Origin of the sequence: Candidatus Poriferisodalis sp. (genome assembly GCF_965204125.1) — a bacterium.
Lineage (GTDB): Bacteria > Actinomycetota > Acidimicrobiia > Acidimicrobiales > Poriferisodalaceae > Poriferisodalis.
Map to the genome: position 1 here is coordinate 1,330,952 of NZ_OZ241968.1, position 11,384 is coordinate 1,342,335.

General features: G+C 67.1%; 14 protein-coding genes and 1 tRNA gene. 9 read left to right on the plus strand and 6 right to left on the minus strand.

Features of this window, described 5'->3' with window-relative positions:
- Nucleotides 1-14: 14 nt before the first annotated feature.
- The 3 genes from ACOGXD_RS06245 to ACOGXD_RS06255 all read right to left on the minus strand — a co-directional run bounded on the left by ACOGXD_RS06245 (nt 15) and on the right by ACOGXD_RS06255 (nt 2,372).
- Entirely contained in the window at nt 15-497 is a 483-nt protein-coding gene (locus ACOGXD_RS06245) for a CarD family transcriptional regulator (protein WP_419917034.1), read from the minus strand.
- A gap of 98 nt (nt 498-595) precedes the next feature.
- Nucleotides 596-991 carry a DUF5318 family protein gene (locus tag ACOGXD_RS06250; protein ID WP_323671492.1) on the minus strand — a complete coding sequence of 132 codons (396 nt, stop codon included), beginning with the start codon at nt 989-991 and terminating at the stop codon, nt 596-598.
- Between the two features lie 40 nt (nt 992-1,031).
- Nucleotides 1,032-2,372: a CCA tRNA nucleotidyltransferase gene (locus ACOGXD_RS06255; RefSeq protein ID WP_419917035.1), complete on the minus strand. Its 1,341-nt coding sequence runs from the start codon at nt 2,370-2,372 to the stop codon at nt 1,032-1,034.
- 80 nt (nt 2,373-2,452) lie between these two features.
- Here ACOGXD_RS06255 and ACOGXD_RS06260 point away from each other — a divergent pair, with 80 nt between their 5' ends.
- The 7 genes from ACOGXD_RS06260 to ACOGXD_RS06290 all read left to right on the plus strand — a co-directional run bounded on the left by ACOGXD_RS06260 (nt 2,453) and on the right by ACOGXD_RS06290 (nt 7,927).
- The gene (locus ACOGXD_RS06260; protein ID WP_419917036.1) at nt 2,453-4,099 is read left to right on the plus strand and encodes a transglycosylase domain-containing protein; all 1,647 of its coding nucleotides are present in this window, start codon (nt 2,453-2,455) and stop codon (nt 4,097-4,099) included.
- Between the two features lie 229 nt (nt 4,100-4,328).
- Nucleotides 4,329-4,664, plus strand: coding sequence for a 30S ribosomal protein S6 (gene rpsF, locus ACOGXD_RS06265; protein WP_419917037.1), 336 nt, complete (start codon nt 4,329-4,331; stop codon nt 4,662-4,664).
- Between the two features lie 11 nt (nt 4,665-4,675).
- Nucleotides 4,676-5,137, plus strand: coding sequence for a single-stranded DNA-binding protein (gene ssb / locus ACOGXD_RS06270; protein ID WP_419917038.1), 462 nt, complete (start codon nt 4,676-4,678; stop codon nt 5,135-5,137).
- Nucleotides 5,137-5,583: a 30S ribosomal protein S18 gene (gene rpsR / locus ACOGXD_RS06275; RefSeq protein ID WP_419917039.1), complete on the plus strand. Its 447-nt coding sequence runs from the start codon at nt 5,137-5,139 to the stop codon at nt 5,581-5,583. The genes ssb and rpsR overlap by 1 nt, the downstream gene beginning before the upstream one ends.
- Nucleotides 5,580-6,029 (plus strand): 50S ribosomal protein L9, encoded by a 450-nt coding sequence (gene rplI / locus ACOGXD_RS06280; RefSeq protein ID WP_419917040.1) that lies wholly within the window; start codon nt 5,580-5,582, stop codon nt 6,027-6,029. Before rpsR ends, rplI begins: the two co-directional genes overlap by 4 nt.
- A 266-nt stretch (nt 6,030-6,295) precedes the next feature.
- Nucleotides 6,296-7,657, plus strand: coding sequence for a replicative DNA helicase (gene dnaB, locus ACOGXD_RS06285; RefSeq protein WP_419917041.1), 1,362 nt, complete (start codon nt 6,296-6,298; stop codon nt 7,655-7,657).
- A 3-nt stretch (nt 7,658-7,660) separates the two neighbouring features.
- Nucleotides 7,661-7,927: a hypothetical protein gene (locus ACOGXD_RS06290; RefSeq protein ID WP_419917042.1), complete on the plus strand. Its 267-nt coding sequence runs from the start codon at nt 7,661-7,663 to the stop codon at nt 7,925-7,927.
- A gap of 4 nt (nt 7,928-7,931) precedes the next feature.
- Here the strand turns inward: ACOGXD_RS06290 and ACOGXD_RS06295 are convergent.
- Nucleotides 7,932-8,002: transfer RNA gene (locus ACOGXD_RS06295), tRNA-Gly, on the minus strand.
- Nucleotides 8,003-8,042: 40 nt separating this feature from the next.
- Between ACOGXD_RS06295 and dcd the strand changes: the two genes are divergently transcribed.
- Both dcd and ACOGXD_RS06305 read left to right on the plus strand, forming a co-directional pair.
- A complete protein-coding gene (gene dcd / locus ACOGXD_RS06300; protein ID WP_419854931.1) occupies nt 8,043-8,621 on the plus strand; it encodes a dCTP deaminase in 579 nt (192 codons plus the stop codon).
- A 40-nt stretch (nt 8,622-8,661) separates the two neighbouring features.
- On the plus strand, nt 8,662-9,216 hold the full coding sequence (locus tag ACOGXD_RS06305) for an EcoRII N-terminal effector-binding domain-containing protein (RefSeq protein ID WP_419917043.1): 555 nt from the start codon (nt 8,662-8,664) through the stop codon (nt 9,214-9,216).
- A 9-nt stretch (nt 9,217-9,225) separates the two neighbouring features.
- On the opposite strand, the gene ACOGXD_RS06310 is transcribed toward ACOGXD_RS06305, so the two are convergent.
- Nucleotides 9,226-10,197, minus strand: a complete 972-nt coding sequence (locus ACOGXD_RS06310; RefSeq protein WP_419917044.1) for an HNH endonuclease — start codon at nt 10,195-10,197, stop codon at nt 9,226-9,228.
- A gap of 27 nt (nt 10,198-10,224) precedes the next feature.
- Nucleotides 10,225-11,361 carry an ATP-binding protein gene (locus tag ACOGXD_RS06315; protein WP_419917045.1) on the minus strand — a complete coding sequence of 379 codons (1,137 nt, stop codon included), beginning with the start codon at nt 11,359-11,361 and terminating at the stop codon, nt 10,225-10,227.
- Nucleotides 11,362-11,384 lie beyond the last annotated feature (23 nt).

Sequence of the window (11,384 nt, forward strand, 5' to 3'; positions counted from 1 at the left end):
CGATCGCTGCTCGCTCAGCCGGCGAGCCGCAATTCCACTTGTTCGCGGGCTTCGTCCTCGGTGACGTCCATGCTGATCGACAGTTCCGAGACGAGAATCTGCCGTGACTTCTCCAGCATCGACTTCTCGCCGGCCGAGAGACCCTTGGCGTTCTCGCGCAATGCGAGGTTCCGGACCACTTCGGCGACTTGGTAGATGTCGCCGGACTTCAGCTTCTCCTGGTGATTCTTGAAGCGCCGGCTCCAGTTGGCCGGTTCGCGGACGTCCTTCTTGGCGAGCAGCTCGAAGAGATCCTCGACATCATCGGTGTCGATCGGCGGTCGCATGCCGACCTCGTCGACCATGTCGGCGGGCACCTTGACGGTCAGTTCCCCGTGGGCCGTCTTCAGCACCAGGTACTCGCGTACTTCGCCGAATTCGTCTCGCTCCTCGCGGGCCATGATCTCCGCAGCACCGTGGTGGGGGTAGATCACGCGGTCGCCAAGCTGAAACTTCATCGTCACCTACTGAGTTCATCGATCAGGATTCACCGGAGGATGCCAGAAACTCTCACTGCTGCCACCGGGCCGCTGCAGCCGTGGCGGCGGGCGCCAGATCAGCCGGCGCCGAGCGGGTACTTCCGGATGAGGTGATTCCAGCCGCACTCCGGGCACACCTCCAACTCGTAGGCCATGAAGTTGCCGTTGCGCCGGGCGACCCGCTGGAGTTCTGCGTCTGAGAGCACGCACTTGCCGCCGCTGCCCATGCGCGGGCCGAAGACGTAGCCGACGATCCGCAGGTCGCCGTCGGGGCACAGCGGGCAGCGTCGGCCGAGCGGCGGGGCGGCGTTGCGAGCGGCCCGCAGCAGGTCCGGATGGGCATCGCAGGCCTCGGCACGTGACACCACGCCTGCCTCCACATCTGCGAGCAGGCGGCGCCGCCTGAGCCGATAGTCGACCGAGCCGGGGACAGCCGGGGCGGGTTCGGGTGCGATGCGAGGCTGGAGCGCCACGCGGCTCACGCTAGTGCGCGGGCTCAAATGCCCCCGGCCCCTAGTGCTCGCGGCTCTGGTTCCAGGCGGTGAGCAGCCCGCAGGCCTCTTCGGCATCGAGTGGGCCGTGTTCGATCTGCTGGGCGCGCAGCCATTCCAGGGCTTCGCCGACTGCCGGGCCTGAGGTTCCGAGCAGCTCCATGACGCGACGACCGTCGATCGGCAGGCGTCGGAGACTGTCGCCTTCGGCCGCTCGAACCTCGGCCAGCCACGAGGCGAATGGCTCGTGGACGGTCCGGCCCCAGCCAGCCAAGCTGGCGACTGCTGCGTCCAGCTCCGGCTCGTGATCAACGACCAGCTGTCGTGCGATCCGTCGCGCAGCCGCGTGGTCGGTTCCGACTGCTGCCCCCGCAGGTGTGGCGCCAGCCTCGAGTGCTCGGATCGCGCGGAGGATCGCTGCAACTTTCCTGCGGGTCGCGTTGTCGCAGCGCAGCGCAGACAGGCATCTGGCTGCAGCGGCTTCGTCGCACACGGGTCCGAGCAGGATGGCCCAGCGGTGGGCGACTAGGTCGCCGAGATGAGCAACGTCGTCTAGCGCGGCAGCCGGCACTGCGGCATCGGCATGCCGCCATGGCGGCAGGAGATCTCCCAGCAGGCCCGTGTCGTCCAAGAAGCGGACGCCGGCGGCGGGCTGAGGCAGTTCGAGCAGCTTCGTGAGCTCGGCCTCGATGCGTTCGCGCGACACGATGGCCAACCGCGGGCGCGAGCTGCGCACCGCCGCGACGAGTTCCGGCGTAGCAATGAGCGAGAGCTGCGCGCTGAACCGGGCCGCCCGCAGCATCCGCAGCGGGTCATCGGCGAACAAGCCCTCTGGCGGCGATGGCGTGCGCAGGACACCGTCCGCGAGATCTGTCAAGCCGTCGAACGGGTCGAGCAGCGACCAATCGGGGAGTTCGATCGCCATGGCGTTGACGGTGAAGTCGCGACGGCTCAGATCCGTCGCGACATCGTCGGAGAAACGCACGTGCGGCTTGCGCGAGCCGCTGTCGTAGGCCTCGGCCCGGTGGGTAGTGATCTCCACGGTCGTGCTGCCGCGGCGCGCGCCGATGGTGCCGAAACGCTTGCCCTGATCCCAGACGGTGTCTGCCCAGCCGGCGGCGAGCTCCGCTATCCGATCCGGGACGGCGTCGGTGGTGATGTCGATGTCGCCGGTCAGACCGTGACCGAGCAGCGCGTCGCGGACGAGTCCGCCGACGAGAAAGAACCGATGTCCCGCGCCGGCGAATGCTGCCGCCAGCGGTTCGATTCGTTCCAGGAGCTCTCGCCGGTCATCGCTGCTCAGCACCTGTGCGCCCGGCTGTGGCCCCCGAGCCGGGGTCGGTCCCGCGGGGTTCGATGTCACTGCGTCGAGCGTACAAATCGGTCGGCCGCCGCTGAGTCCCGGACCCGAGCGGCCAGCGAATTCGCGGTACTCTGCGCCGGATGCCCGCTCGCCAGCGCTGGGCTCGATGGCTCCTGTGGCTTGTGCTGGCGTTGGCGATTGCGGTAGGCACCGGAAGCCGGCTGCTGGACAGTCTCCCCTCGCCACCGCAGCATGCGTCGGTGGCGCCGAGCGTGCTCTATGACCGCTACGGGACACCGATCGCCGAGATCGGCCCGAGCGTCCCGCACGCATCGCTGGGCCTGGAAGACATGGCGCCGGCACTCGTCGATGCCATGGTCGTGGTGCTGGACCCGAGCTTTCTGGAGCGTGACGGCGTCGATGCCGGGGCGTATGCGGCGGCGCTGCGGCGACTCTGGGAGGAACCGGATCCGGCGCGCGACGGGATCATGCGCAGGTATCTCGAGACCGTCCACGACCCCCACGACGGCGCTGCGAGCGAGGCACGCCTGCTGTTGGCAGAGCTGAGGCTGGGCCGTCAGCTCAGCCGGCCGGAGATTCTCGAGCGCTTCGCCAACATCGTGTACCTGGGCCGTGGCGCCTACGGAGTTCATGCCGCGGCCAACGCTTGGTACGGCATCCCCGCATCGGATCTCACCGTCACCCAGGCGGCCTACATAGCGTCGCTGGTCGACGCCCCGTGGGGCGTCGATGCAGTGTCGGGTCCCGCCGACGACCGGTTCCGGTCTGCCCGGGAAGATCGCGACCGGGTGCTCGTGACCATGTACGAGCACGGCCTGCTCACGTCCGACGAATTGGCGACGGGGCGATCCCAACCTGTGCCTGCCGGCGTTCGCCCGGCGGCCGCTCTTGGTGTCGGCGCGGCCGGCGTGGGCGCCTCCAACGGCGGCGCCGTCGACGCTGCGGCGGGCGGGTTCGTCCGCATGCTCATCGCTGAGGCGGGCTTGACGGCCGCGGTGGGGCAGGCATATGTCGAGCTCGTCGAGCGGTACGGCATTCATCGAGTGGTCACTGGCGGGCTGCACGTCACGACCAGCGTCGACGTACCCGCCCAGCGCGCCGCGGTACAGGCCGTTCGCGCCCAGCTCGACGGCATGGCCGGCCTCGTGGCTGGCGCCGAAATCGCCGTGCTGGATCGCAGTGGCGATGTGCGCGTGCTCGTGAGTGCCGCCAGCGCCTCGACGTCAGGTGACGTCGAGGCAGACACCGGGTTGCAGCCACGGCCGCTCGGCGATCTGCTCGGTCCGGCAGCAGATGTCTGGGGGGCGTGGATCGCCGACGACGTTGACGACGAGACATCTGCCGGCACCGTCCTGCGAGCTGGCGACGTGTCGCAGGTTGCGGCGGCGTTCAGCGTTGTCGCCACCGGCGGGGAGCGGCGCACCTCGCGGATCGTGCTCGAAGCGAGCGACATCCCGCCGAGTCGGTCGCTGCCCGACCGCGACACCGATCGATGGCCGATGGAACGCACCTTGGTCCCCGCATCGACGTCGATCACTGAGCTGCGTGCCGGCATGGACACGCTCACGCTGCCCTCCGGCGTGCCGGCGCTCGGCCGCGCCGGAGTCTCGACAGGCACTGGTGACGCATGGTTCGCTGGCTGGACCACGCACTACACCGCTGCCGTGCGGATCACTGGGAGGCCCCAAACAGCAGAGATCGACCTTGCGCCGGCGACCGGTGAGCTGTTCGCGGCAGTGCTGGATCCCCTGCAGCATCCGCCCTGAGAGGCGTCTGCGCGCGGTGACGCGCAGGTAATTCAGGGTGTGATCATTGGTCGCGGGGCCTAGCGTTGCGAGCGCACCACGGGCATTTGCGTGCCCGTCCAGCCACAGGCGTCTGCGACGCTTGCAGCGGGCCTGCTCATTGGGGCCGGGTTCGCAGGGTGGGTGCAGCAACACATCCCTGCCCCGCAAGGGGCCCCGCCCCGGCGGGTCCACAGGAGGTCGCCCCCAATTGCGCGCGTACGAGCTGATGGTCATCTGCGACGGTGACCTGGAGAACGCCGAAGCCCGCAAGGCCATGGACGAAGTCCAGGGCCGCATTTCAGAGATCGGCGAGGTGGCCTCGTTCGATTTCTGGGGTTTGCGGGATTTTGCGTACGAGATCAACCACAAGACACGCGGCTACTACTCGGTCATCGAGCTGCGGGCTGAGCCCGGCGCGATGGACCCGGTTGAGCGGTATCTGCGGATCGCGGACGACGTCGTCCGCCACAAGCTCATCCGACTCCCCGACGACGAAGCGCATCGGCGCGGATTGCTCGACGAGGGGTCGACCAACAGCCACTAAGCGGAGGCGTCATGGCTGACAACACCATCACCGTGGTGGGCAATCTCACCCGCGATCCTGAACTTCGATTCACCCAGACCGGCCGCGCCCGGGCAGTGCTCGGCGTAGCCGTGAACCGGCGGTGGATGAACCGCCAGACGAACGACTGGGAGGAGCAAGTCAGCTTCTTCAACGTCGTCTGCTGGGCCGAACTCGCCGAGAACGTCAGCGAGTCGCTGGCCAAGGGCAACCGCGTGGTTGTCACCGGGCGGCTCGAGCAGCGCAGCTGGGAGACACCAGACGGCGACCAGCGCAGCGTTGTGGAGATCGTTGCCGACGAGATTGCGCCATCGCTGCGCTGGGCGACGGCCGAGATCACCCGGATCCCGCGAGGCGCGGCCGGCGACGGGGGAGGATCCCGCGAGCGACGCGGCGGCACCTGGGAGTCCGGCGACAGCGCGCCACAGCAGTCACCTGAGGAGGAACCGTTCTAATGCCACCACGCAAGCGAACCGGTCGGGCCCGCGCGAAAGACCTGCGGAGCCGTCCGCGTCGTCGCAAGGTCAGCCCGCTCACCACGGCGAGGGTGTCCTACGTCGACTACAAGGACGTCGAGCTGCTCAGGTCGTTTGTCTCCGAGCGAGCCAAGATCCGGGCCCAGCGTGTCTCGGGCAACAATCGCCAGCAGCAGCGCGAGGTGGCCCGGGCGATCAAGACGGCCCGGGAGATGGCGTTGATCGAGTACGCGCGCCGGCCGATGACACAGCGGCGGGGCGACAAGCGGCGCGGCCAGCGGCCGGGCGACGACCGTCGCCCGCCTGTCGATCGAGCAGATGGCCCGGCGGGCGACGAGCGGGAACACCGCGATGACGTGGTCGACGAGCATCTCGACGAGGTCGTTGCCCCTGCACCGGCTGCCGTGGCGGGGGAGCAGGCATGAAGGTCGTGCTGCGCAGCGATGTCGACGGTGTCGGCACTGCCGGATCGGTGATCGACGTGGCCGACGGGTTCGCCCGGAACCACCTGATACCGCGCGGGCTGGCCTTGCGAGCGACGGACGGCACCGTCAGCCAGGCAGCGGCCATGGCGCGGGCGCGGTCCGCGCGTGATCTGCGCGAGCGCGAGACAGCCGAGCGTGTCGCCAAGGAACTGGTCGCGGACGGTGTGACCATTGCTGCCCGGGCTGGCTCGGGGACGCATCTCTACGGATCGGTCACGACCGCGGAGATCGCTGCGGCGATGACGGCCCGAACGGGGGCCGAGGTCGATCGCCGCAAGCTGACGATCGAGGCGCCGATCCGGACCATCGGCACGCACGAGGTCTCGGCAGCGCTGCACCCCGACGTGTCGTTCACCTTCAACGTCGAGGTCGTCGCGCTGAACTAGCAGGCCAAGCGGAGGTCCGCGAGCCTGTCCGCCGCTTGTCTGCGCTGCCGCACCCACACATAGGCGAGCTGAATTCGCGGCAGGCTCACTGATCCCGAGACCATTGCTGTCACACCCCCTCTGTGAAGTAGGGGCGTGCCTCACCATCATTTCGAGGCCTGTGGACAACTCGCTGGTTGTGCACAGGCCCGGAGAGCGATTTCCCCGCGATTTCCCCTAGGTGTGCCCAAGCGTTCCGCAGGGTCCGCACGGCAGGATCGCGGGCGATGAGTCTCGCCGAGTTGCCGACCGATGTCGCGCGCCGAGTCGGCGGTCGGGTCCCGCCGCAGAACATCGACGCCGAGGAATCGGTACTCGGAGCGATGCTGCTCTCGAACGATGCCATCGGCGCCGCTGTCGAACGTCTCGCTGTTGATCACTTCTATGTGCCCGCGAACGGGCTCGTGTTCGAGGCGATCGAGTCGCTCTACGTCTCCTCCGAACCCGTCGACTGCCTGACCGTTGCCGATCAGCTCGAGCGCAGCGGCAACCTCGCCGCGGCCGGGGGCGCGGATCGCCTGCTGGCGCTCGAAGCCGCCACGCCGACGCTCACCCACGTCGACCGTTATGCGCGCATCGTGGAAGACACCGCACTGCTGCGGCGCCTGATAGCGGTCTCGTCGGAGATCTCGGAGCTGGCGCACAGTCGCCCCGACGACACGGCTGCGGCCATCGACCAGGCGGAGTCGTTGGTGTTCAGCGTGGCCGAGCGCCGCATTGTCGACTCCACCCAGTCCCTGCACGACTTGCTCGACGAGAGCCTGGACCGGCTGGAGGAGCTGTACGAGCGGGGCGATGCGTTCTCCGGCCTGGCGACCGGCTTCTCCTCGCTCGACCGCATCCTGGCGGGGATCCAACCGTCGTCGCTGGTCGTCGTGGGTGCCCGACCCGCCATGGGCAAGACGTCGCTGGCGCTGACGATGGCATCCAGCGTGGCCTTGGAATTGCAGCAGCCGGTGCTGCTCTTCTCGCTGGAAATGAACCATGCCGAGCTGACGGGCCGGCTGCTGGCCTCCGACGCACGGGTCGATGCCACGCGGGTGCGAACGGGCCAGCTGCGCGCCGACGAGTGGAATCACATCACGCGCAGCGTGGGTCGCTTGGGCGACGCGCCGATGTGGATCGACGACAACCCGAATGTGACCGTCACCGAGATTCGTGCCAAGGCCCGACGGCTGCGCAGCCGGCTGGGCGGTCTGGGTCTGATCGTGGTCGACTACTTGCAGCTCATGAGCGGGCGAGCGAATGCCGAGAACCGCCAAGTGGAGATTGCGGAGATCTCGCGTGGCCTCAAGATCCTGGCCCGCGAGCTCGAGACGCCGATCGTGGCGCTCTCGCAGTTGAGCCGGAATCTGGAGTCGCGCAGCGACAAGCGACCGATGCTGTCGGACCTGCGTGAATCGGGTTCGATCGAGCAGGACGCCGACATCGTCATGTTCATCTACCGCGACGAGATCTACAACGAGGACACTGCCGATCGAGGCATGGCGGAGATCATCGTCGCGAAGCACCGAAACGGGCCCACCGGCACCGCACGCTTGGCGTTCATGCCGCAGTACACGCTGTTCGCCGACATGGCGCACGAGTAGCTGATGACTGAGGACTTTTTCGCAGGTGCCGCCCAGGTGCTGGCCGCCGACGGCGGCAGCACGATGTTCCTCGGCGACGATCTCATCCCGTACCTCGTGCTGGCAGTGGGCGGCGCGCTGCTGGTGGGCAACCTAGCGGCCATGGTGCGCCCGCGGCGTGACGGCGGTGGGGGAGAGCCGGTGCGGGCGCCAGCGCGGCGGGCGGTGCCGCTCGCACTCGTGGGACTTGTCGCAGCGATCTGGGCGCTCGCGACGCTGCTGGCGGGGTGAGGTGAGCGGGTGAGGGGAATCGAACCCCCGTTATCAGCTTGGGAAGCTGAAGTTCTGCCATTGAACTACACCCGCGGAATGAGGCCGGAGCCTATTCAGACGGAAAGGAGCCGAGGTGATCCTGTCGGACCGGAGCATCCGTGAAGCGCTCGAGAAGGGCCGCATCATCATCGAACCCCTGGGCGACGCAGCAGTGCAACCCTCATCGGTGGATCTGCGGCTGGATGCCACCTTCCGTGTCTTCCGCAACCACACCCGTCGAGTCATCGATGTCATCGAAGACCAGACCGACCTGACCGAGGAGGTGGAGGTCGCCGCGGGCGACGCGTTCATCCTGCACCCCGGCGAGTTCGCGCTGGGCTCCACGCTCGAACGCGTGGCAGTCCCTGATGATCTCGTCGGCCGTATCGAGGGCAAGTCGTCGTTGGGCCGTCTTGGCCTGCTCATCCACACCACCGCCGGGTTTGTGGATCCCGGCTGGGACGGCTACTTGACCCTCGAACTGTCCAACGTCGCCAACCTGCCGATCACCCTGTACCCGAGCATGAAGATCTGCCAGATCAGCTTCATGGAGATGACCACACCGGCCGAGCATCCGTACGGCGCCGAGCTGCTCGGCTCCAAGTACCGGGGCCAGCGCGGTCCCACACCCAGCCGCTACCACGAGAACTTCCGCTCCCGCCGCATGCTGTGATAGCTGCCGGTGGTGATCGTGGCGTGCTATGCCAAGACTGATGCGGACCGCAGATGCCTCCGGCTGGCTTGATGCGGCGCTGCCGAGCAATTCGCTTCTCTGCGCTAAACGGTTGTCCCTCGGCGACATATGCACGGTCGATGACCTTTCAGGCAGCATCCGCTTGCCTCGTGCTCTGTGGGAGGCGCTCGCTCCCGGACATCTCGCTAGCTCTGAGGTGCCGCCGCGACCGGTGGTGCTCTGCGATTCGTACGGTGTCAGATCGACCGGCGAGCTCGGCTGGCGCCCAGCGACGACCTGGAGCCACACGAGGCCTGAACTGCACTTACGCGTAAGCGAGGACCCGCCGTCCTCATTGCGCGATCCGGAGAATGTCGGCGCGGTCGCGATCTTCGTCTTCTCGTTCCTTCAAGATCACCTTGCCTGCATGTACTTCGTGTGCCGGTCCATCGATGACGAGGATGACGTTGAAGAGCGTTTGGGTCCCGTCGAGCCCGGCCTCGCGGTGGTGCAAGGCATGGACGTGCCGGTGGCGCATGGCGGGAGCGGCCTGCCTGGGTCGTTTCCGACGGAGATTCCCGTTGCCCACTGGTGAGCGTTCGACTCAGAGTGTGTCAAGGAAGATGTGCTCCTGGTGCCACCGCAGGTAGGAGGCACGAGGAGCTGCGCCGTCAGGTGAACGCAAACGGCTCCGGAGCGTGCGCCCGAAGTTGCGCTCGACTCCCTGGTCGGTCTGACGGCTCTGCTGCAACTGATGTGCTCGATGCACCTGCAGGCCGCCGTTGACGGTGATGAGGCCCGCATCGAATGCGGTGTCGTGCATAGGGCACGCGGCAATTCCGTTTGAGGCATCAAGCCGTTCGGAATCATCGCAAGCCGCCCACGGCTTGATGTGAGACGCGATGAGTAGTCCCTTTCGCGGCAGCGAGCGCGGTGCGAAGTCACAGAAGCCGCACCGGTGCCCGTAGTTCGCGAGGACCTCTTTGGCGAACCGGTGCTGCCCGAGCCGGATCTGCTGCTCGGCAACGCGGAATGTCTGACCTTCGTCGGCAGCCAACTGCCTCGCCCTGAGCTTGGCCGCAAGGGTTTCCGCGGCTTCGATGAGGGGGCGATGAGGTAAGCCGGCTTGGCCGATCAGCATCGCCCCGTCCGCGATGTCATCTTCGAGGAAGTCCGGTAGACGTTCCGGGCCGATGCCCATGTGCCGTGCTGCGAGCAGCACGCGCTCGTAGAGCGCGGCGAGGTGGAGAGGGTCCGCTGCCATCTGGTCGAAAAACGGCACGTCGCAGGCGGCACCATTTGCATACGATCCATCGAGATTCAGCATCTTGATGTTGATCGATTTCGAAGATCGCTTGAACAAGTCCGCCAAGCGGATCACGTCGCCCGGGATCAGATGAATGTTCTGCCCGCCGAAGCGATGCGGGTCGACGACGCGAAACAACGCGCAACACAAGACGAGTTCGACCGTACGGTACGGCTCTTGCCGTGGTCGCCATTCCCTCTGCAAAATGCGCCCCCACTCGGCGCGCGCCTGTTCATCCGTCAGCTCCAGAAGCGCTGCCAGCGACGGCATCTGACGATCCTAAGACTCGGCCCACGCCTAGAGGTGAGCCTCGCGCAGCCACTTCCTCATGGCCTCGTGCACGAAGGACACCGAACCTCGCGATGGCCGGTACAGGGTGCCTGCGGCCTCGAGGCGTGTGAGATAGGTCGCGAGATAGCCGGAGCTCTTGTCGAGCGCTGCGGCGAGGTCTCGTCGCCGGACCTCTGCATCGGCGAAGCGGCTCATCTCAATGAGTACGCGCCTGTCGCCGTCGGAGAGATCCCGCCAGACCGGTCTGAGCACCTGTTCCACCATGGCGAGGTTCGCGATCCGGATTCCGGCCTCGGCGTCAGCGAGGGTCACACCGCCGTCGAGGTCGGTGCATGACTCCCACATGTGGTAGCCGACGAGCTGAACCATGAAGGGATATCCCGATGCGGCCGAAGCAGCAGCCTCCAGCGCCTCGCTCGTTACGCGATGGCCTGAGTCGACGATGGGTGCCCGCAGCGCCCGCATTGTCTCGGCGCGCTCCAACGGTTGGATCGGTGTCCGAGCGATGCGCTGGAAGAACGTCATCGCGTCGTCAGCGAGAATGCCGTCTTCCATGCTCGGCAGGCCAGCGCCCACGAACATGACCGGCTTGGCGTCGACTTTGGAGACCGCCTGCAACGCATGTGCGAACTCACGCGCTGAGTCGATGTGCGCCTTGTGAAACTCGTCCAAAGTGAGTAAAGCACCGCTGTGCTTGGACTCGGCCAGTTCGCCGAGCGCGCCCATCGTCCGCAGCATCCGGGTTCGCGGCCGGTCGGCGCCGGCTGCGCTCTCGGCTAACTCGATTCCGCCGCCGGTGCCCAGCACAGACAGGTTGATCGAAGAGATCCTCCGGCGCGAGCGGCGATCGTCGAGTTCTGTAACGGCATCCGCGAGCTGTTCGGTGATCAATCCCGAAAGGTTCTCAGACGGTGTGGCGGTGATCGGCACGGTGGCCCATCCGGCTTGCTCCGCTGCGTCACGCATGGCCTTGAGTAGGACGGTCTTGCCGGAACCGCGTGGACTAGCGATCAGCATGGTGAAGTCCGGGTGCGTCGGCCCGGCCGCCATCGCGACACGCAGACGTTCGAGCGGTTCCTCACGGCCGACGAGCGTGTGCGGAGCAACGCCGAACGATGGCCGGAACGGGTTCTGATCGGTCATTGCTGCGTATCCAGTCGATGGCC